This window comes from Symploca atlantica LB2515 (assembly GCF_052546295.1).
Genome location: NZ_JBQWMT010000001.1, coordinates 3,589,288 through 3,610,812 on the forward strand (window position 1 = coordinate 3,589,288; position 21,525 = coordinate 3,610,812).

The 21,525-nt window shown below is 43.7% G+C and carries 17 protein-coding genes, 1 tRNA gene and 3 pseudogenes; 10 read left to right on the forward strand and 11 right to left on the reverse strand.

Annotated features, from left to right (window positions below; all coding sequences use genetic code 11):
* Positions 1–437: 437 nt before the first annotated feature.
* Together ACT7WV_RS14905 and ACT7WV_RS14910 are read right to left on the reverse strand one after the other, a co-directional pair.
* Entirely contained in the window at positions 438–2,018 is a 1,581-nt protein-coding gene (locus ACT7WV_RS14905) for a bifunctional pantoate--beta-alanine ligase/(d)CMP kinase (protein WP_445105660.1), read from the reverse strand.
* 281 nt (positions 2,019–2,299) lie between these two features.
* On the reverse strand, positions 2,300–3,061 hold the full coding sequence (locus ACT7WV_RS14910) for a type III pantothenate kinase (protein ID WP_445103634.1): 762 nt from the start codon (positions 3,059–3,061) through the stop codon (positions 2,300–2,302).
* Between the two features lie 45 nt (positions 3,062–3,106).
* Here ACT7WV_RS14910 and ACT7WV_RS14915 point away from each other — a divergent pair, with 45 nt between their 5' ends.
* On the forward strand, positions 3,107–4,372 hold the full coding sequence (locus ACT7WV_RS14915; RefSeq protein ID WP_445103635.1) for a phosphopantothenoylcysteine decarboxylase domain-containing protein: 1,266 nt from the start codon (positions 3,107–3,109) through the stop codon (positions 4,370–4,372).
* Between the two features lie 35 nt (positions 4,373–4,407).
* On the opposite strand, the gene ACT7WV_RS14920 is transcribed toward ACT7WV_RS14915, so the two are convergent.
* Together ACT7WV_RS14920 and ACT7WV_RS14925 are read right to left on the reverse strand one after the other, a co-directional pair.
* A complete protein-coding gene (locus tag ACT7WV_RS14920; RefSeq protein WP_445103636.1) occupies positions 4,408–5,622 on the reverse strand; it encodes a phosphopantothenate/pantothenate synthetase in 1,215 nt (404 codons plus the stop codon).
* Positions 5,623–5,764: 142 nt separating this feature from the next.
* A complete protein-coding gene (locus tag ACT7WV_RS14925) occupies positions 5,765–6,865 on the reverse strand; it encodes a septal ring lytic transglycosylase RlpA family protein (protein WP_445103637.1) in 1,101 nt (366 codons plus the stop codon).
* Between the two features lie 515 nt (positions 6,866–7,380).
* Here ACT7WV_RS14925 and ACT7WV_RS14930 point away from each other — a divergent pair.
* From ACT7WV_RS14930 to purM, 3 genes and pseudogenes are all read left to right on the forward strand, one after another.
* Positions 7,381–7,581 (forward strand): annotated as a pseudogene (locus ACT7WV_RS14930) (phosphoribosylformylglycinamidine cyclo-ligase); the annotation flags it as partial.
* 685 nt (positions 7,582–8,266) lie between these two features.
* Positions 8,267–9,202 carry a reverse transcriptase N-terminal domain-containing protein gene (locus ACT7WV_RS14935; RefSeq protein ID WP_445103638.1) on the forward strand — a complete coding sequence of 312 codons (936 nt, stop codon included), beginning with the start codon at positions 8,267–8,269 and terminating at the stop codon, positions 9,200–9,202.
* A gap of 15 nt (positions 9,203–9,217) precedes the next feature.
* Positions 9,218–10,102: pseudogene (purM, locus tag ACT7WV_RS14940) on the forward strand (phosphoribosylformylglycinamidine cyclo-ligase); the annotation flags it as partial.
* Positions 10,103–10,223: 121 nt separating this feature from the next.
* On the opposite strand, the gene ACT7WV_RS14945 reads toward purM, so the two are convergent.
* Together ACT7WV_RS14945 and ACT7WV_RS14950 are read right to left on the reverse strand one after the other, a co-directional pair.
* Positions 10,224–10,294: transfer RNA gene (locus ACT7WV_RS14945), tRNA-Cys, on the reverse strand.
* Between the two features lie 43 nt (positions 10,295–10,337).
* Complete coding sequence (locus ACT7WV_RS14950) at positions 10,338–11,105, reverse strand: pentapeptide repeat-containing protein (protein ID WP_445103639.1); 768 nt, start codon at positions 11,103–11,105, stop codon at positions 10,338–10,340.
* A gap of 223 nt (positions 11,106–11,328) precedes the next feature.
* Here ACT7WV_RS14950 and ACT7WV_RS14955 point away from each other — a divergent pair, with 223 nt between their 5' ends.
* Entirely contained in the window at positions 11,329–11,760 is a 432-nt protein-coding gene (locus tag ACT7WV_RS14955; RefSeq protein ID WP_445103640.1) for a hypothetical protein, read from the forward strand.
* Positions 11,761–11,928: 168 nt separating this feature from the next.
* The gene (locus ACT7WV_RS14960) at positions 11,929–12,801 is read left to right on the forward strand and encodes an MBL fold metallo-hydrolase (protein ID WP_445103641.1); all 873 of its coding nucleotides are present in this window, start codon (positions 11,929–11,931) and stop codon (positions 12,799–12,801) included.
* A 40-nt stretch (positions 12,802–12,841) separates the two neighbouring features.
* On the opposite strand, the gene ACT7WV_RS14965 is transcribed toward ACT7WV_RS14960, so the two are convergent.
* Both ACT7WV_RS14965 and ACT7WV_RS14970 read right to left on the reverse strand, forming a co-directional pair.
* Entirely contained in the window at positions 12,842–14,530 is a 1,689-nt protein-coding gene (locus tag ACT7WV_RS14965) for a potassium channel family protein (RefSeq protein WP_445103642.1), read from the reverse strand.
* Positions 14,531–14,914: 384 nt separating this feature from the next.
* On the reverse strand, positions 14,915–15,082 hold the full coding sequence (locus tag ACT7WV_RS14970) for a hypothetical protein (RefSeq protein ID WP_445103643.1): 168 nt from the start codon (positions 15,080–15,082) through the stop codon (positions 14,915–14,917).
* Between the two features lie 327 nt (positions 15,083–15,409).
* Between ACT7WV_RS14970 and ACT7WV_RS14975 the strand changes: the two genes are divergently transcribed.
* The gene (locus ACT7WV_RS14975) at positions 15,410–15,820 is read left to right on the forward strand and encodes a thiol-disulfide oxidoreductase DCC family protein (RefSeq protein WP_445103644.1); all 411 of its coding nucleotides are present in this window, start codon (positions 15,410–15,412) and stop codon (positions 15,818–15,820) included.
* 121 nt (positions 15,821–15,941) lie between these two features.
* Here the strand turns inward: ACT7WV_RS14975 and ACT7WV_RS14980 are convergent, their stop codons facing one another.
* Positions 15,942–16,361, reverse strand: coding sequence for a hypothetical protein (locus ACT7WV_RS14980; RefSeq protein WP_445103645.1), 420 nt, complete (start codon positions 16,359–16,361; stop codon positions 15,942–15,944).
* Between the two features lie 204 nt (positions 16,362–16,565).
* Between ACT7WV_RS14980 and ACT7WV_RS14985 the strand changes: the two genes are divergently transcribed.
* From ACT7WV_RS14985 to ACT7WV_RS14995, 3 genes are all read left to right on the forward strand, one after another.
* Positions 16,566–17,414: an alpha/beta fold hydrolase gene (locus ACT7WV_RS14985; protein WP_445103646.1), complete on the forward strand. Its 849-nt coding sequence runs from the start codon at positions 16,566–16,568 to the stop codon at positions 17,412–17,414.
* Positions 17,415–17,529: 115 nt separating this feature from the next.
* Positions 17,530–17,976, forward strand: coding sequence for a photosystem II protein PsbQ (gene psbQ, locus ACT7WV_RS14990; RefSeq protein WP_445103647.1), 447 nt, complete (start codon positions 17,530–17,532; stop codon positions 17,974–17,976).
* Between the two features lie 140 nt (positions 17,977–18,116).
* A complete protein-coding gene (locus ACT7WV_RS14995) occupies positions 18,117–19,262 on the forward strand; it encodes an NAD(P)/FAD-dependent oxidoreductase (protein WP_445103648.1) in 1,146 nt (381 codons plus the stop codon).
* 21 nt (positions 19,263–19,283) lie between these two features.
* On the opposite strand, the gene ACT7WV_RS15000 is transcribed toward ACT7WV_RS14995, so the two are convergent.
* Positions 19,284–19,943: a glutathione S-transferase family protein gene (locus tag ACT7WV_RS15000; protein ID WP_445103649.1), complete on the reverse strand. Its 660-nt coding sequence runs from the start codon at positions 19,941–19,943 to the stop codon at positions 19,284–19,286.
* Between the two features lie 269 nt (positions 19,944–20,212).
* Positions 20,213–21,425: pseudogene (locus ACT7WV_RS15005) on the reverse strand (RNA-guided endonuclease InsQ/TnpB family protein).
* Between the last annotated feature and the right edge of the window lie 100 nt (positions 21,426–21,525).

A 21,525-nucleotide genomic window follows, 5' to 3' on the forward strand; every position in this document is an offset into this window, starting at 1 on the left:
GCAGCTATGTCCTTAGAGATAGCGCAGCGCTAGTCTGGAACTTTACGGCTCACCTTCCGCTTTCTGCTCAGATTCGCAAAACAGGGTTTGTTGGAAAAAAGCTAGCACTAAAATCCCCTCAAGCTGATCATGCTATCTCAAATTACTAAAAAACAGCACATTATCCGGGATAAGTAGTCGATTTTTTGCTTCTTTTCCGGGGATCGCTTAAGATGAGGCGCTAATTATCTCAATAAAGCCATGATGCTCAGCCACGCAATCTCCCATGATTTCTCATGGGAGGGTAGTGAGCGAACACATTGCTTCTCATTTAAAGAGAAGTAGAGATAATTTACCCCTCTAAGAGATTTAAGCCCCAGTAATATTTGTTGAAAGGTGGCTAGATGAGTTTAGGTAGACTCTACCATAGCTGAGGCGATTATCGAGCCCCTGCCTTTTCAGTTCAATACTTTCTGATGATAAAGACTCACAATTTGCTTAGTGACTTCCGGAATACTCAGACCGTCTGTCTGTATTTCAATAGCATCCACTGCTTTACGCAAGGGTGACAAGGTGCGGCTACTATCCCGGAAGTCCCGTTGTTGAATGTCGTGTTCTAGCTGTTCTAAACTCACTTTTGCCAGTTTTTGATCTTCAAGATCTTTCTGACGTCGGCGTGCTCTTTCTTCAACAGAAGCAGTTAAAAAGATTTTGAGTTCGGCATCTGGAAAGACATTGGTGCCAATATCGCGACCTTCAGCTACGATACCACCCAGAGAACCCCAACGGCGTTGTTGCTTGACTAACTCTCGACGCACGGCTGGTATAGCAGAAACAGCGGAGACGTTGGCGGTAACTTCAAGGGAACGAATTACCTGGGTAACCTCTTCACCATCAATCCAAACACGAACCCCGGTTTGACAAGCCTCGTCATTGGTCAAATAAATTTGAGATTGACTAACCAGTTCAGCAATTGCAGGTTCATCCTCAAGAGAAATTCCCACCTTTTGAATTCGCCAAGTTATAGCCCGATACATCGCACCAGTGTCTAGATGCATCAGTTGTAGGGTATTGGCTACTTGGCGGGTAACTGTCGATTTACCAGCACCAGCAGGTCCATCAATGGCAACAATCGGCTTACGCTGCGCTAGTAGCACGTTGTCAGTTAAGAAGGTTGAACCTAGTCGAGCAGTAACCGCTAATAATCCAGTGTCCTTAACCTGATCTAAAGGAATCAGCGTTTTAGGGTGGACTAGTTCGATGTATTCTACTTCAATATCGCTAGCGATCGCTAATTCTGATTTGACTACTTCAATCAAAACTGCGCAGTCTCTCTCTCCAGATTGAAAAGTTTTTTTCGCTTGCTGTAAAGCGCTATGTAACATTGGTGCCTGTACTGTTTGTTGCTCTGTTAGATACTGATTTTTACAACTGCAAGCTAGTCCCGATTCTTGCCGTGCTACTGGACTACTCACAATCTTTACCGGAAAATTTAAGTCCACCGCCAGACGCCTAATAATTGCCAACTGCTGAGCATCTTTTTCTCTAAAATAGACCGTTGTGGGCTGCACTATATTGAAAAGCCTTGTGGCTAAAGTTGCCAAATCTTGCCAGTATCCTGGTCTTAACGAATCACTACAAACTGATGTCGTTGATGCAGGTGCTATCACCTGCATCATCAGATGTTGGTTCTGACTCGCCTCTATTGCGGGTTGCTGCCCGTAAAATTCAACTACACTGGGAGCAAAAAAAGTATCGATTCCTAACAGTTCACACAGCTTGATTCCTTTATCTAACTGATTGGGATGCTCTGAAGTGTCTGAAGTTGAGGCGAGCTGCTGTAGATAAACAAAGATACTAATAACAAAGGTATTGCTCTGCCGTTGAGTTCTTTGAATAAGGCTAATATATTCCCTGCAACTAGCCTCATTCAAGGGAATAAGGCTCACTACTTTGGGCTGAGTCAACCGTTGTAAATAACACCACAATCCGGCTATTGTTCTAAACAGACGCAGTTTTCTCCTCCCATTAACTAGGATGAAGACTCAAGTTTAAATTCCTGAAGTGAGAAAGCAATAATTAACACTTGACTTTCCGCTTCACAGTTTTTAACAGTGTCTATTATAACCTCTATTACGAGGCATTTGGTAGTAATACTCTATCCGTTGCACTGTAATACGATGTTTACACAGTATTCTCGGTAGTTGATCTTGTTTCTTCCCCAAAAAATGATTTATATTATCGGATAATTTAGTAATGCTGTTAATTTATTGAGCTTGCTTCTGAGTAAAAGTTAGTTTATTAGTCTTTGGTCTCACATCTAGCCCAAAATTAAATTTTTTACTTTGCTGTTTAAAAATAACTGAAACAGCCCCTTTATGGTTAAATACTTTTCGGTAATATGCTTGACAGCCAAAAACTTAGATGCTGTTTGGCTATAGCCGCCAGTAAGAACCACATTAGGTAAATAATCGTAGTGCTTAGTAAAGTAAGCGACCCAACCTTCAATCGCGAACACAGTGGAGAAAAGCACTCCGACATTTACTGAATCCTGTATGGAAGTGATTTGCTGAGGATTATTAATCTGATTAAAAGCTTGATTTACCCTAATTCTTGTACTGTTGTCAATAGCTTTTACCGATAGTCCCATACCGGGCCAAATTACCGAAAAATTGCAGGTGTTTTCTGAAATCAATGATAAAGTAGTAGCAGTGCCTACTGTTATCACAATAACTGGCTGCTCTACAAGCTCACAGACAGCTAGGCAAGCCAATTTGCGATCAATCCCCATATCCAAGCTGTCTGCAAACTTTAAATCGGCTATTTCAATAAGAGACTTTGCTGAAATAACGCCCCAAGAAGGATCGGGACACAGGGAGTTTGCTTCAAAACCAGGCCTTACAGAAGAGTAAAATATCTTACTTGAGGGGAAATAGTTGAGTTGATTGCGGCATTCAGCGACATTTTCGCAGGTTATGTACTGAGTTATTTTTTCTGAATAAATGTCAGTAATACCTAGCTTAACGGCTGAATTACCAATATCAGCAAGGACTAAATTTCTTGACCTATTAAGGGATGGCATTAGCGTTAAACTAGCAACAGTCAAAAGTTGTGATCTTTTCTCTTCATGAAAGACTGGGATTTCAGTCCACCGCCGCCCTCTGATTTAGGAGATCACCAGGTTCTCCTTGAAGGCAATCACCTTCAACAAAAGCGCATTGCACTGTTACTTACTGGTAGCATTGCTGCTTTTAAGGCACCAGACATAGCCCGTGCGCTTCGTAGAGAAGGGGCTGATGTGGTAGCCTTTGCCTCGAAAGAAGCACTGCGATACACCACTATAGACACCCTGGAATGGTGTACTACCAACAAAGTAGTAACAAAACTGACAGCAGCGGCAGAACATCTTAGTGATAGCGCACCTTTCGATGCTTATCTAGTAGCACCAGCAACCTACAATACGATCAACAAGATGCGTTATGGCATTGCCGATGGGGTAATTACCTCCTCACTTGCCTCTGCCATGGGTCGCCTGGAACAAGGGCAAACTAAAATTTTGATTGCACCTACCATGCACGGGAGTCTTCATAATTCTATTCTCACTGAATCGTTGAAAAAATTACATGACTTAGGAATAGAAATTATCGCGCCACGAGAAGACTATGGAAAGCATAATCTGCCATCTCCTAGAAAAATTGTTACTGAAGTTTGTCGAACTCTAAGCATTTCACTGCTTAAAGGTATTTCTGTACTAGTAACTGGCGGACCGACACCAGTGGAAATTGATCAGGTGCGAAGAATAACCAATCGCTTTACAGGAAAGTTGGGTGTCCATTTAACTGAAGAACTTTATCTTCGGGGTGCGGTAGTTAAACTGATCCACGGACAGGGTTCTCATACACCTCCTGACTACCTACCTTATCAAATTGCCAAAACCTACGATGAATACTTCACTTTTGTTATGGAAGAATTGCAGCATAAACCATATACTTTTGGAGTTTTTTCTGCGGCTGTAGCAGACTACAAACCTGAAACAATTTTTCCGGGAAAAATTCCCAGTGGTGGAAGTTGGCAAACCATTAACCTAGTTCCCACCCTAAAAGTGATTGACGAGGTGAAAGCCAAGTTTCCTGAACTCCACATGGTTGCCTTTAAGTACCAACAAGAGGTAAGTCACGAGGAATTGATGACAATAGCCTTAGCTAGAATAAACCGTGGTTATCCTGCTGTGGTAGCAAATCGAGGGGAGGATACTGGTTCCAACGGAGAACAAGTAGCTTATTTAGTTACCGGAAGTGAAAATGCAGGGAAACTAATAGGGAAAAAACAGATAGCGATCGGGATTGCCAACTATTTAGAAGAGGTTTTGCTGACAAAAACACTAGAGGCATAAAAGATTTTTTGGCGATTGATTAGTAAAATTAACAACTACTCAATCTTTTTACCCATGACTATCAAGTCGCCTTTTTCGAGAGCAATAAAACCATGAGGAGTGTAGCCCTGTTTGAGAAATAAAGCTTGTGCTGCACGGCAACTAGCTAAAAGTCTTATTACTACTTTATCACAACCTTTATTTGAAGCTAATTCTTCAATTTTTTTAAGTAAAAGTTGACCTCCCCCCAAACCTCGGTAATTTTTTGCTATGGCTAGGTTTGCTACTTGTAAATAACCTTCTTCGAGAATTTCTGCATCTACAAAGCCACATAGATTATTTTGAGAAACTAAGACGTAGACCGCAGAATTTTCAGCGTTCAATTTTGAAATTATAGCCTCTAAGCTTAATTTATCCTTTTCTAGATCAAAGCATCCTTCTTCAATCACAGAATTTATCAGATCAACTATAAAATTAAGATGCGCTTCTGTAGCTTCTAAAACAGATAATTCACTGATTTGATGGGCAATACTCTTTAGCCGAATATCTAAAAACTGCAAAACTCTCGCAGTAGAATCTTTGCTGTTGATCTTAGCTATAATTTTTTTTCTGCGTTGCTCATCTCCTCGCAAATCCTCTACTGCTGTTTCCAGTAAAGGTAAGGCACGAATTACGTTGTCGCAGATATTTAAAGTCGCATCAATAGCAGTTCTAGAGAGGGGATTGAGGTCTATAGATATTACCTTCTTCCCCCAAGCCAACAAAGCCCTAGTTCTATCACCATCTTCTAGGCCAACAAGAACAACATCTGCTGCGGCAATACCATTTTTATCAACCTGACCCCTAGAGGAATGAAGATGAGGTACTTTCGCTGTTGAGTTAACACCTAAAACCTCTTGGGCACCTTGGGAAATCAAATACTCAGCAATTTTTTTTTCGCGTTCTTGGGTCCTGCCATAAAAGACGTTTACCTCCAATTTAGCCGGTATCTTGTTAGCCAGAGAAATTAGTGCTTGAGGCGCAAGTACAGCCGTATTACCGTTGACTGAAATTACGGGATGTTCAGCCTCTAGAAGCAAAGCGGCGGCAGCATATATATCTTTTACTACTGGCTCAGGAGTTGCTTCACCTAATAGATAATCAAATGCTTCCCCGCGACCATGGGCTATTGGTCCCGCATCCGCGACAAGCCCAACTTTGCGGTAATGCTCTATCTGTTCTCGTAACTTTAATGACAAGGCGCGAGGATGACTAGCAGGTACATCACTCATGAGTAATATTGCTTCTGCATTACTGGCTTACTATACCTGATTGATTAGCAAAAGTTTGCAGTAGAGAAATAAACAGCGGACTACAATCGAACAGTAGCAGGGGCAAAGTTTTGCTGTACCCCTACCTGAGTCATCTAATTGCTTACTGAGTCTCTACAACCTCCACCCGCACAGGCGCGGTGCCACTATTAATCATTCCTAGAGCCTTGGCGGCTCCTGCTGAGAGGTCAATTACCCGCCCTCGGACAAAAGGCCCACGATCATTAATCCTCACCACAACCGAGCGCCCGTTGTTTAAATTTGTCACTCGCACGCTTGTGCCAAAAGGTAAGTGACGGTGAGCTGCCGTCATGGCATTTTGGTTGAATCTCTCGCCACTAGCGCTGAGTCTACCGTGGAAACCAGGACCGTACCAGGAAGCCATACCCTTAATTTGAGGTTGAGCGGGTTGCTGGCTAATCTCTGGCTTGGGTTCTACGAGTTCTTGACCTGGAATTTCCTCCAATGGTAGAGCATTGCCCATGAGCCGTCGGAGTCGATTAGTGGCTTGTCGAGCATCTTCAGCGAGGTTCTCAGTTGTATCTGGCAAAATTGTTTTCTCATCGATGCGGACGAGCTCTGTGTCATTGACGCTGATGCTGTAGCAATGGCATTGAGCATTCCCACGAACAGAAATCGCCTCGGCATCTATTTTTTGCCGGTCTAGTTGATTAATCTGGGCAGCAACTGCTTGGGCTCGTAAAACTGGGTCATTATTACTATCGGAAACCGACGAGTTGGATGTAACCTGAGCAGCTTTAACAGAACTCACTCCTCGGTTTTCCGAAGCTTGAGGGCGAGAAGCCGTTTTATCACTATGCTGCGGCAGGCTACTGTGGCTTGTTTCCTCAGTCGGGGAAGGACTCGAACTCAAGAAAGTAAGTACAGGAATGCTGTGGACTGTCAGTGTGGCTACCTGACGCCCTGCCAATTGATAAGCACGAATCTTAGCAATGCCTTGGTCTTGCGCCACTGTGGTTGTTTGAGGCTGAAATTCTCCTTTGTTAATTTCTGTTTGACGAGCTTGTAATTGAGCTAAGACAGAGGTGTTTAGGGCAGTTGTTGGCATTATTACCACTGCAGCAGAGTCTTCCTCTGAACTTTGCCTAAGTCCCCCAGTTGGTTCGGCATGACTCGGTATTGCTGTACCAATCACTGTCGTCAGGATGGTAAAGGTAATGCTACTCCAAATTTGTTGATTCATACGCCTGTTGTCAAAAGCATTAGGAATTCGAAGTTGACTATTGTTGGTGTGGGCAAAACTGCAAAGGTACTCCAACTGATTGGTTAACTCGTACTCGTTATGTGTCCGCTTTACTTATTGACCTGCAACAGACTAACACGAAGTTTTGGATTTGGGGATCAGGGATTTTTGCTAATTATCCTCAAATTAATCAAAATCTCATCAAAATTTAACCTTGAAAAACAGCCTCAAATAACGCTAAAATTAGGGTTTGGTATTTTTATACGTTTAAAGTTATTTACAATAAACTTAGCAAAAATTTACATAATTAAGCCGGCCTCTCTCCCGAAGAGGTAACTTGCTACCTTTGTAACCAAATTGCGAGTGGTTTTGTCAAGTATTTCCAAAAATGACAAAGCTCTCCGATCAGCAAGCAACCTGTAAAATCCTTAATCATTACTGGATAGTGCTCTTTTCTGGGACAAGTTCCAGCAATAAACAAATAGACAGATAGCAGGAGTTACAAAGAAAACTACATGGATTATCGAGAAGCCGGTGTCGATGTTGAGGCAGGTCGAGCTTTTGTAAAACAAATCCGTAGTCTGGTGCAAAGCACACACCGACCTGAAGTATTAGGCGGACTTGGTGGTTTTAGTGGCTGCTTTCAGCTACCCACAGGCTATAAGGAGCCAGTTTTAGTCTCCGGAACAGATGGTGTCGGTACGAAGGTGCGACTCGTTGGTTAGAAACCAAACTCGAACAAGTTTGGGGGATTAGCCACAAGGAAAGAACAAAAATCATTTGTTAATTCCTTGATAACTTGATAACCATGAGGGTGAGAAAGTATTTTTTGATACAAACCTTAAGGTATAGGCTAAGGAATATCACGGAAATACCGTAATTTCAGAAAGATTTAACATTTTCCTGAAAACAGACTGAAATCCTAACCTAAGCCTCAATCAAGTCCCTCCCCACAAGTGCTGTGGTGAAAGCACGACCCCTAGGGTAGCGACTAGTCATCAATCCCTAAAGCGGGGCGAAACTAAGGGTTAGCTGACAGCCTCAGTTGGTCAACCCTTGAGCAGGAGTCTATGGATAGCGCAAGCGAAGATGTGGTGAAACATCGTTACGACACGCTGATGTAATCAGGCTGAAACGTCAGTTGGGATTAGGGACTAAGTATCTTCGTTGCTTAGTAGCACTCCCAAAAACCCCGGTGTAGAGCATCATCCTAAGGAATCTACCAATGGTTATCAGGAACGAATTAACCCACACATTTCTCTCCTCAAGGTCGATAACAGGAGTAGGTACTAACTGCATGAATGTGTTGGGAGAGATTGAGTCAGAAGCGAATGCTCGACTGTAATGGTCGGGATATGCAGACGGACTCACGATGATTGGGAATGTAGGGACCCAGTAGCAATGTATAGGTCTAAAACGTCGGCATCCCCGACGGCGGAATGGAAAAACATCCCCTGGTACAAACTAGAGCGGGTGGTTTTTAAGTTGCAAAAACGTATCTACAATGCCTCACAGCGTGGTGATTTCAAGGCAGTTCGCAAGCTGCAAAAGACTTTGATTAAGTCTTGGTCAGCAAGGTGTTTATCGGTTCGGCTATTGACGCAAAAGGATGGGGAAAGCAGGAAATCAGAAGCTGGAGATGATTTCTCTGTTGACCAAATTCTGGTCAAATTAGCGATCGCGCCAACAGAGAAGACCAAGTTTGAATTAAATTCACTAACTTCGCGATCGGGAAATAATAGCGAAGCACTGCACGATCATTCTCTTATGTGCAGTAGGAACGACGATCCTACCGCTGAAGAGGGAAAAGAAAAAAGGGAAAAGGAAAACTTTTTCTCAATTTTTAATTTTCTACTGCACAAAACCTATCCCCAAGAAAAGGGCGGAAAAACCACAATATCCCCAAGCAAATTTCAGCGAAAAGAACACTACCAGCAATTAGCTAGTATCATTAATGCCCACAAATCAGCCGCTCAAGAGGTTCTAATCCGGCGCTTAAATCCGGTGATCAAAGAGTGGGTAAACTACTATTCATCCCAGGTAAGCAACAAGTCATTGGCTCACCTAGATCATTTGGTGTTCCTTAAGCTGATAGCTTGGGCAAAGGGTCGTCATCCGCAGAAAAGCCGTACATGGGTATTAAACAAATATTGGTCTTCTATTAATGGTGAGAATCGAGTATTTGCCACCAAGTGTAAGGAGAACAACCTAATACTGTTACTTGCTCACACTTCATTCACTGCTGTAGGTTTGCCTGTCAAGCACCAAATCATTGAGGAGCCGGATGAGGTGAAAGTCTCACGTCCGGTTCTGAAGACGAGTCGCTCAGGTGACTGAGGGGCTTAGTTTAATCTCAAACTTGCTCAAGACCTTAATCGCCATAATACAGTTGGCATTGATTTAGTAGCAATGTGCGTTAATGACGTTTTGACTTCTGGGGCCCAACCCCTATTTTTCTTGGATTATTTGGCCACTAGCAAGCTCAATTCTGAGCAGTTGACTCAGGTAGTTGCGGGTATTGCCCAAGGGTGTCGCCTCTCTGGGTGTGCTTTGCTGGGAGGGGAAACCGCAGAAATGCCTGGTTTCTACCAACCAGGAGAGTATGATTTGGCAGGGTTTTGCGTGGGAATTGTTGAAAAAAGCCAAATGCTAGACAGTTCCCAGGTCAAGGTGGGAGATGTGGCAATTGGTTTAGCCAGTCAGGGCGTTCATAGTAACGGTTTTAGCTTAGTGCGCCAAATTGTCCGTGAGTATCCCGCTAGGACACGACCTTCTGAGAGTATTGCGAGTACCACAAATGAGACTTCAAACTGGGAGATTTGCCCAGAACTGCTAGGTGGTCGCAGTTTAGGTGAGGTCTTTTTAAACCCCACTCAGATTTACGTTAAGCCAGTTCTGGATGCCCGTAGTGCTGGAATTGAGCTTCATAGTATGGCTCATATTACTGGTGGCGGCATCCCAGAAAACCTACCTCGCTGCCTTGGTGCTGGTCAATCGGTTCAGATTAACCCCAATAGCTGGATAATTCCCCCGATTTTTCAGTGGCTGGCTGAGGCTGGTGATGTCAGTCTCAAGGAGATGTTTAACACCTTTAACATGGGTATTGGCTTTGTGTTGGTCGTACCGCCAGATCACTCAGAGCAGACCCTTCGTTGGTTTGAGTCACAGGATATCGCTGCTTATGCCATTGGTGAAGTGATTGACTCTGAAGGTGGCGTGGTCGGTCTACCTGAATGAGTTTTCGACTTTTTTGTGGGATAAGTTAAGGTTAAAAACCCGACTTAGGAGGATTCACTTCTCCTAATAGACAACTACCCTCAACGCTCAAAAGCCTTGAGGGTAGCTATTTTCTTTCTAAAGGCGGCACCCAGATTCGAACTGGGGGTAAAGGCTTTGCAGGCCCCTGCCTTACCACTTGGCTATGCCGCCACAGCCCCAGGTAATAAGTATATCAAACGAAGCTAAATGTGGGTTATTTAATTAATTGAATTGCACCATCTAAGTTTGCTCCCGCCAAATCTGCTCCACTGATATTTGTATTCGTCAGATTGGCATTCCTTAAATCCGTATTGCTGAGGTTGGCACCTTGCAAATCAGCACCACTCAAATCGGCCCCAGCTAAATCTGCTCCGGCTAAATCCGCTCCTCTAATATTGGCATTATTTAAATTGGCATTTCTCAATTGAGCATGGCTCAAGTTAGCACCTTCCAGGATGGCATCGCTCAACACAGCTTGATTCAAGTCTGCTCTCGTGCAATCAGCACCCCTGAGATTCTTACCACTCAGATCTGCCCCCTGGAGCTGTAAACCAGCACACTTGAAGTTACCTTTTGCTAAGCTAGTGCCACTAACTGAAGAAGAATTGGCAATCGGCTCTACTGTTTCTACTACTTCTTCTGCTAAGCCTGTATCTATTGCTGCATTGGTTGCAGCGTTTTTGGCAAGAAACCACCCTGCTAAGCCAACCGCCAAGAGTGCAGGTAGTCCGACGGCAAGGCCTTTCAGGTAAGCCTGAGACTTCTTTGATTGAGAGCTTGGCGCAGTTTGTTGGTTTTGCTGTAACTGTATCTGCTCAAGAGCCTGTTGCATAAACTCTGGCGGGATTTTTGCTTCTGTCCCAGCATCCATGAGTTCTTTTACTGAATAGCTCTGGTCGTGTTCAGCATACAGTTGAGCGGCAAGGGTAAAAACTTCTTGAACTTTGTCTTCAGGAATACGATGATTTTCTGGGGGGTTCATAATACAGTCAGGAGTGACGGAACAGGCGGTAGATATCCCTAACTGGAAGAAGTTTTATTTTAACTTTTAAGTTATTCCAACCCTTTACTAAGGCTAGGATTTAAGATTTAACTTACTATAATGCTAATTTAGCATTGTGACTCTGGATATTGTGACTCTGGATATATGGTTGCTAGCTTAGGGTGTAGCAGGGTCTGATTATCGATTCTAGGCGAAATTATTCATGAAAGGTAATCAAGTCAGCGTCGCCCCTATCACCTGTCAGCTCTCCAATCTCACAGTATTCACCACTGAAGCCGATGCTGAGTACTCGGACATAATTATTAAACAAGACGAGTCGTTTGCAGTACGGGTAACGGTGCAGTTTGTCGGATCTGGTGCGATCGCTTTGATGCCTCTAGGCATGTCTATCAAGGTGAATTTTTTGGCTGAGCCTTATGGTATTGGTTCTAAGATTGAGTTGGGCGATACCTCGGTTAAGACATCTGCTGAAACTTTTATTTATACTCCTACTCTAGCTATAGCTAAGCCGACCAGTGTGGGGCTAGTTCGGGAAACAATTTACCAAGTCATAGCAGTGCTACGCGTGGGATCACCTGATTGGCCAGCTTGGATAACTGGCTTTATTGAAGGATTAGCGATACAAACTTACTAATTTCAGGTCAAACGTCTACTTTGTCTGTGTCTTTACCAACCCATGCCATTGAGTAAGAGCGAAACTCCCTCTCAAAAATCATTGCTCCTCGAAGCACTGCATCCAATAGTTCATACTCGTTATGATTATGATATAGGAGTAGCTCCTCAAAAATAATTAATCAGAATCATGGCTCATCTCACACAACGCCGCTTAGAAAACGTCAGCGGTAATTTTTACGTCGACAGCACCTGCATTGATTGTGACACCTGCCGCTGGATGACTCCAGAGGTGTTTAATCGCGCCGATGGGCAATCGGCGGTTTATCATCAACCGGCTACGGAGACAGAAAGACGACGAGCACTTCAAGCCCTGTTAGCTTGTCCCACCTCTTCCATTGGCACTGTAGAAAAGCCCAGGGATATCAAAGAAGTCCAACAGAGTTTTCCGGTCTTAGTGGCGGAAAATGTCTACCATTGCGGCTATCATTCAGAGAGTTCTTACGGTGCGGCCAGCTATTTAATTCAACGTCCAGAAGGCAATGTTTTAGTCGATTCCCCCCGTTTTGCCCCGCCACTAGTGAAGCGTTTGGAGGAAATGGGTGGTATTCGCTATATGTACCTCACACACCGGGATGATGTAGCAGATCATCAGAAGTTCCACGATCATTTTAGCTGCGATCGCATTCTACACACTGATGAAATCACCTCTGATACCCGTGAGGTAGAAATTCAACTGACGGCAGCTACACCCTATCAGTTAGATAGTGACCTGTTAATTATTCCAGTTCCTGGTCACACCAAAGGTCATACCGTGTTGCTTTATCAGGATAAGTTTCTGTTTACTGGTGATCATCTAGCTTGGTCTGACCAGTTTAACCAACTAATTGCTTTCCGCAGAGCCTGCTGGTATTCTTGGCCTGAACTAACAAAATCTATGGATAAATTGCGCCACTACTCGTTTGAGTGGGTACTACCCGGACATGGAAGGCGATATCATGCTGATGCTCAGACAATGCGCCACCAGATGGATCAGTGTCTTGCCTGGATGAAGTTAAATTGATTATAGATACAGTTACGATCAACTGTTGCCATCCCGATTATTAACCAACAATCAGTTGAGATGGTGCGGCACGCCATAATAGCTCCAAACCACTAGCTGGCATAATCAGATATAAAACATCACCGCCACTTAGGGAAGTTTCCAGGATCTCCCAGCCGTGGATAGTTTGATGATTCGTTTCAATGTATAGCGGCACAAAATCTGCTGCGATTGCTGCCTCTTTGACACGGCGTCCACAGAAAGGATGATTAGGCGTAATCAGCGTTGCTAAGGCAATCCAGAGAGTACCACCACTCACCCCGTTACCGACAACTCTTCCCCCCAAAGCAGCAGCAGCAAATGAAGGCGTTGCCAATTCTGTAGGAGAGAGTACTACCTCAAAATCAAATACCTCCTGTACCGTGCGAGCAAGCTGGGGGTCATGAATGCGTATAATTACGGGTAACTTGGGAGCCAAGGCTTTAGCGCATAGGGCAGTCTCAACGTTTACCATGTCATTATTGCTGACTGCCAAGAGTGCTTCGCAAGAGTGGACGTTAACGGCTTGTAGAGTAGTAGACAAACTGGGATCTCCCAGAATCACTGGCACGCCCCAAGAACGCACAGTACCCAGAAAGCGGTGATTGGAGTTTTGCTCAATGGTAACTACTTCATGGCCTTGGCTGTGTAGTTGATTAATAATTTGGACACCAGTACCGCCCAATCCACAAACAACGTAGTGATTGCGATGGGGAACCCGTGCGACATCCCAAAACTGGTGCATGCGGGTTCCCAGAACAAAATCGTTAAGCAGGGCGTAACAAATGCCCACTACACCCGCGCCCACAATCATCATGATGGCAGTGAAAATCTTGACGCCAGCCGGTGCTTGTTCAGTTACTTGCTCTTGACCGCCAGCACCAGTAATCATACCGACAGAAAAATAAAAAGCATCAATAATAGAAGTATTGAGACTGAAGGATACATAGGTTACTGTTGCCATGAGAATCATCAACAGTAGTACCAACGTTACCAGCACCATTGATTTGGCATGTTGCTGAAAATGGCGCAAATTTGCCAGTACTTTCAGTAGTTTACGTAAGCGAAAGCGTCGGCGGCTGCGAACTTTGGGCTTGCTACCAATGATCAAGCGATCGCCTAACTGCAAACATTTTCCTTGGGCTACGGAAGAAATTAAATCAGTTCTACCATTTACTGGTAGATAGTAGATTAGCATCCGGGATTGATCTTCCCAGAGTTCACTCAGTTGTTTGCCAATCCAGGGATGAGTTTCGTTAATGTATTCTTCGTGGATTGGCCAAGCTTGATTAAATAGTTGCAGCTGCCCGATAACTCGATTTCCCAGTGCGGCAAAGGCAAATTGTGGTGCAGCCAAAGCAGAAACACTCAGACTGACGTGAAGGGGAAGAGTCTGATCTAAACGATCTCCTAAGTTGGTATTCAACAAGCGGCTAACAATGCGAATGCGGGGATTGATGACTCTGGCTTTAGTAAGGATTGCTAGATTGAGAGCATCGTCATTAGTAGTCAGAATCAAAGCTTCAGAGTCCTGAATCCTGGCAGCTAGCAGGGTACAAGGTGCTCGTAAATCTCCAATTACAATGTCATTTTTTTCTCCAGGAAGAGGTCGATCACTGATGCCAACTACAGCAGCTCCCTGCTGCCTCAGGAGGCAGAAAATTCTATATCCAGTACGACCCAGGCCACAGACGATGATACGGGGTTTCATTAATTAGCCTTGTTGACGGAGTGATTGCCTGCTTTTAACGTTCGTTCATGTCACCATTTTCTTACGGGATAACTGAGCCGATTGTAGCTGAAGACACCACTCCGACAAGAAAAAGGGGAAAAAGTTAGGAATAAAATAACACTACAGCTAAAAACTGATACCTCCTTAAGTAATTGGACACAAATTTTATTATTGATGTTAAAGACTATAAATTACTTTAAATTTTTACTGTTTTCCGTTCGGTAGTCTCCTATTTAGTCGTTTCTATAAATAGCTTTTGTTGTGTCTAACTAATCAGCAATAGTCTGAAGGTAATTACCAATTAATTAGACAGAGATGACAACTTAGTAGTCGCCAGTAAGCTCACCAATTTTTTCAGTCAGACTACATTACTACTGTGGGCTGATATAAGTGACTTACCCCCGCAAAATCTTGCTCGTAGATAAATTCGCTATAGTCTGCCAAATCGTCTAGCCCGATTAGGTTAAGTATAATTTCTGCTGTTAGCCAAACTGATGTTTTCACTAATATTTTTTTCCATTGAACCTGCATTTGCTTTTACCTCCTGAAGGCGAATGGTGGAGGTTCTATATTTATGGGCAATAACCCTCTAAATTTAACCATTGGTTTGGCTTAATTCTGTTATCCATAATGCAGATTTGCTCAAAAAATCACCAGTAAACCTGATAAGACAACTAGATAGATCGTTAACTGAATAAATTTGCCCCGTTGCTTATTTGAGTATTGAATTCGATGTCTAAGGCTGTGTTGGCGTTAAGTTTTAATCAGGTGTAAGTGGCAATTGACTTGAGCAATAGTTAAATCATGGTTAAAAATGTGATTATCCAGTGATTTTTAGGCAAATCCACCGCAGCTCATATGAAATACCACGTTATTTACGACGGTAACTGTAATCTTTGTGTCACCTTAGTACAACAATTAGAAAATCTGGACAAAGGACAGCTATTTGATTACGTTCCGATGCAGGATGAAGAAATGTTGAAAAATTTTGGGGTGATGCCTCAAGATTGTGAGATGGGCATGATTTTGATTAATGCCTCCTTACCAGAAAAACGTTGGCAAGGTAGTGAGGCTGTGGAGGAAATGGGGCGTATCCTACCAATGGGTGCTATATTTATCGAGGCTTATCGGTCTTTACCGGGGATGAAGTGGATCGGAGATCGTGCCTATGAACAAATTCGTGATAATCGTTACAGTTGGTTTGGCCAGCGTTCTAGTACTTACAAGTCTGCTTACCCCGTCGGTTGTCATGCAGCACCTGAATCATAGTTAAAATTGATTGACACTCCCTGGTTTCAAGGTGTTTTACTCAGGCTACACCTAGCAGCATAATGGGAGTGTTAATCATTATTGGAGTAGTGTCGCTAATAAGTCTTAAGCTTAGGTAAGATTAGCGATTAAACAACTCAAAGACCATCCTGCAAAAATGCTTGAGTTTTTCTGCAGTCTCAGCAGCAGGCTGGCAATCTCCCATGACTTGCCACTGATCAATAGTTGAAAGTCGCCAGGCTTCTCCTTGATGGTTAAAGCCGGCTATTTCAATACCAATTAACCGCTGCGAAGCTTCTAAAGAGTCTTGATAAAGGCGGATTTGTACTAAGATACTCCGGCTTTGAAAGCGTCGGCTCCAGCCAGGAAAGTGAAAGCCAATATCAATTGAATCAGGATCAACTAACTCACGAGTTTCTGGATCGTTTCTCCAGGGTTTTAAGTCTGCCCTAGCGTCGGGAAACTCGCCCTTAAACAAATTGACAATAGCCGCAATTTTTGTGGTAACTTCTAAACCTTTTGCTTGTTCAGCTGCGTTCACACCAAATCTCCTCTGGTTTAGCTGTCGTTAGGGGAATGCCTCATTATCTATGACAAGCTGTGGCATATTTCAGCAATTTTTTGACAAAATTTGCTATTGGCCATCATTTTTTGACAATTACGCTCCTTGTGGTTAACTTGCCCGAAGTCTCGGTAAACGGTAAGCTCGAACCACGATAAACTAAACTTCGTTTAAAAAATAACAGTGTCAATAAGTGAAAAGTCCATAGAAGTCGGTTCGTTGCGATGGTTCTATCGGGAAGCCAGCCCCATTAACGAAAGCGAAAAACCTCCAGTACTGCTGTTGCACGGTTTACCGTCCCAAAGTTATTGCTGGGGCGAGCTTATGCCAGATTTAGCCAAACAAGGTTTAAGAGCGATCGCTCCTGACTGGATTGGTTCTGGTTTCTCGGTAAAACCCGGCCCGCGAGACTTTGCTTATACACCTGATGCCTTTATTAAAGCTTTAGCAGATTTTCTGAACAACCTGGCAATAGAGAGATTTTACTTAGTTGTTCAAGGATTTCTCGGCTCGGTTGGGCTTCAGTATGCCCTACGGAACCCAGATCAAATCGAGCGTTTAACAATCATCAATACACCGCTATCATCTACTGCCAAGTTGCCCTGGCAAATCCAGCAGTGGGGCTTGCCTTTGATCGGAGATATGCTTACACAAGACCCCCTGTTAATTGACCGTACTTTGGAAAAGGGAAGCTGTTACCGAATTGAAGATAAACATTTAGATGTATACCGCAAACCCTTCCTTAAAAGTTCCGATGTGGGGCGAAGTCTGCTAGCAACAGTTAAAAATTGCCGCATCAAAGAGTCGATGGCGGAAATTGAATCGGGATTCCGCAACTGGACAAAACCAACTCTGATTATTTGGGGTATGAAAGATCCTTGGCTACCCTTTACCCAAGCACAGCAGCTAGCTAACACCCTAAAAAATTGTGAAATAAACCAGCTAGCAGAAGCAGGGCATTATCCTCAAGAACATTGGTCAGGAAAAATCAGCGAAGCGCTGCTACCCTTTGTGCGACGCCAAGCTTTGTAAATTGACCATCTAGTACTGTGCCCACGTCTGTAGTAACCACTACAAGTGATCGTAAGATATAGTTTTGAGCCGAACTCAGTAATTTTTCGGATTGGTTTAGTTAGCTGTAAAACAAATGGTTATGAAAAGATATCGGTCTATTCTGGCGTTGATTCTGGCATTAGTGGCAACATTTCTAGTTAGCTGTAGTGGTCCTACAGTCACCCAGCCACCTACCTACACTGCTGAACAAATTGAGCAGATTAAGAAAAGTGCCTCCCCACTGATGGAGATACGGGAGAAAATGCCGATTCTTCAAACCAATATTAGAAACAAAAATTGGAACGATGTAGGCACATTCATCCATGGTCCCTTGGGCGATTTACGCCGGAACACTAGCTATATTACTCGCCAACTCCTCCCTGGGGAGCAAAAGACGGCAAAAGCAACTGCCAAAGATTTATTTGACTGCTTAGAAAAAATTGGGCTAGCCGCTGACGAGGGTAATTATCAAGTAGCAATACAAAATTATGGAGTGGCCTTGCAAGACTTTGATAAGTTTTTGCAACTGCTTCCTCGATAAGTGTACAAAAATCCCAGGGGTTTGGTAAAACAGCCAAAACCCCTATTTCCAGCTTACGAGAAGCCAGACAGTCGAGTACTCTGCTTTTTCAGATACTCTCAAAAATTTCTGTATTATTGGGCAAAAGCTAACCGCTAAACATGAGCCGAGTAGCAGTTATTGGTTGTGGTATCGTTGGAGCCGCGATCGCTTATGAATTGAGCATGGTGGCTGGGCTAAACGTCACAGTAATTGACCAAAACTCCGCAGCCCAAGGGTCAACTGGTGCTGCACTAGGAGTCCTCATGGGCGTAATCAGTAAAAAAGTGAAGGGCAGGGCGTGGCAGTTGCGACAAGCGAGTATGCAGCGCTACGAAAGCTTGATTCCTGAGTTGGAAGCAATCACCAACCGTCAGATTCCCTTTAATCGGCAAGGCATCCTCATGCTTCATTTTGCCCAGGATGAGTTAACTTCTTGGGAAGATTTGGTACAAACACGTCAGTCACAAGGCTGGCAATTAGAAATTTGGGATGCTACTCAAGTTCAGTCCCGTTGCCCTCAGCTTAATCCAGAGAAAATTAGCGGTGCTATCTATTCTCCCCAAGATCGACAAGTTGAGCCAACAGCCCTTACCCAAGCCTTGGTAACAGCCGCCCAAACTAAGGGTGCGACTTTCCAATTTGGTCAAACTGTTGAGGGAATTGATGCTATAGCCTCAGATACGGCAAATTTACTAACTTGCCGCCAAATTCAGACTTCTGCCGGAAAGCTAGAGGTTGATTGGCTAGTCATTGCTGCTGGCTTGGGTTCATCTCACCTAACTTCCCTACTGCAATCGCCACTGATCAGAGTTAGTCCTCAAATTTCCACTGCCTCCTCATCTCTGAAAATTAAACCAGTACTGGGACAAGCTTTGCAATTGCAGTTGAGACAGGCAATAGGATATGAAGATTTTCAGCCGGTGATTACTGGTGATGATGTCCATCTTGTGCCATTAGGGGAGGGGCAATACTGGGTAGGCGCTACAGTCGAGTTTCCCGACGACGCTGGTGAGGTAGTAGCAGAAGCAGCACTACTAGAAAAGGTAAGACAGGAAGCGATCGCATTTTGTCCCGCTTTAGCCCAAGCACAAATTGTACGCACTTGGTCAGGCAAACGCCCTCGTCCTGAAGGACAACCCGCCCCAGTTATCGGTCAACTATCGGGTTACAGTAACGTACTCTTGGCCACAGGACACTATCGCAACGGTGTCTTACTAGCACCCGCCACTGCACAAGGGATCCGAGAAGCAATCACTAAAAGCTAATTTTTTGATAATTTTCCTTTACTAATCACACCGCCTTGCCAAAATTTCCCTAATTCCTGATTTAGCCGCTTCAATTTCTTCAGGATTTGGTGTAGTTTGTTGCCAACTCTCCCGCTTGTTTAAAGCATCACACCAATTCTGCAACTTCGGGTAATTATCCAGAGATATACCAAATAGAGGTAATGATGGTACTGCTGTTCCGGCAACAATATCCGCTAGTGTCAGTTGTTCATTAATAAAGTAGGGAGAATTACCAAGTTTACTCTCGAAAAAATTTAGTACTTTAGCTATCTGTTGCTTTGCCTGATCCAATTTTTGAGAGTCTACCGCCAATTCCATCATCTGGCGCATTAAGGGAATTGTTGCTGGCAATAGTTCATTTAAAGTCACCATTTCCACCATACGCACCGTGGCTAGAGACTTGGCATCTTGAGGAAGCAACGCCGGGGTAGGGCATTTAGCTTCTAGATAGTCCAAGATAGCCAATGATTCCACGACAGTAAACCCATCATCTACCAGAACAGGAATACGCTGCAAGGGATTGATGGCAGTAAACTCTGGTTGGAATTGGTCACCATCCAAGTTAACTAATATTGGCTCAAAAGTGAGCTGTTTTTCTAACAGAGTAACCCAGACACGGCGAGCATTTACAGAGAGACGGTTATAGTAAAATTTCATCATGAAAAAACTAGTCCTATTGCTTAAAAGTGAACAGTTATAGGCATTTTTGAGATACGGTATATTTCAAGTTTATGAAGTTCAGTATATCCAAGCAAGATAGCCGACTTCTCCAAGAAGTCGGGTATATCTATATCTGTACATCACTCACCCGAAGTGGAGGTTGAACGGTACAGCCTGTTTACTGTTGGTTAGCGACGCGTCCCGACTCTGGCACGAGAAATAAGCGATCGCATCTGGAGACAGAGCTCTATTACTTGACACTCTCCGTCCTATAAGTGCGGAGATTCTTTGTTCATAGACCCAACTTGCTTTAACAGGATTTCTCCAATCAAAGTAGAGGTCGAATCTCCCAAAGCGTTCGGGTTGATGACCCAAGTTCCCACATGCCCTGTGGTACTCAAGGCTGATTTCAGGATGTTGATAGCGGCGTTCCAGTCTCTATCTAACACGAACCCACACTGACAAATATGGGTTCTCATCGATAGGGACTTTTTGACAAGAGTGCCACAACTAGAGCATTTTTGCGAAGTGTAGGAAGGATTAACCGCAATAGTTATCTTGCCAAACTTAACCCCGAAATACTCTAGCCACTTCCTGAATTGATACCAACCTGCATCATTAATAGATTTGGCAAGACAATGATTTTTAACTAAGTTTCTAATCCTCAAATCTTCATAGGCTACCAAATCGTTAGATTGGATTACGCAACGCGCCAGTCTTTTGGCGTGTTCTTCACGTTGCCTACTTATTCTGAGGTGTACTCGTCCTAGTCGATTAATGGCTTTTTTACGGTTGGCTGAGCCTTTTTTCTTGCGAGAAACACGGCGTTGTCTAAACCTCAGCCGCTTCTCGCCTGTTCGATAAAACCTAGGATTAGCTTCAGTGTGTCCATTGCTATCGGTGTAGAACTCTTTGAGTCCAACATCTAATCCAATAGTTTTACCTGTTGGGTTAATGTCTACTTTGTTCTCGGCACTTACCAAGAACTGAACATAGTACCCATCGGCACGACGCACTAACCTAACTCGTTTTATCTGTTCTAACTGGTAGTAGTTTAAATCCCACGTCCCTTTGGTTTAAGCTTGCCAATCCCTTTCTTATCCGTGAAAGTGATTTGTTTTCGGGTGGCAGAAAGCGACCATCCTGAAGTTTTGTACTTTCGAGTGATCGACAATTTTTCTTAAACGTTGGATAGCCTTTCTTCCCTGGAATAGCCTTCTTACAATTGCTGTAGAACCGAGCAATAGCGCTATAGGCTCTTTCAACTGCAACCTGACAAGCATGAGAGTTCAAGGCTTTCACGAATTGAAACTCAGCTCTGAGCTTAGTGTTGTAGCGATACAGCTCTTTTTGTCCTACACCTCGATTATCCATCCAGTGACGGATAACTTTGTTGCGGACGAATTGAGCGGTTCTAATCGCCTCATCTATAGCAGCGTATTGAGTTGTTTTTCCCTTAGCCTTGAACTCTAAGACAATCATTTGACGTGGAAAAACCTACATCAAAAACATATCATAAACAAAGTCCCCCTGGAAGGGGGAGGCTTGAATCCCATTATTTTCGGTCAGATTGGAAGTGATG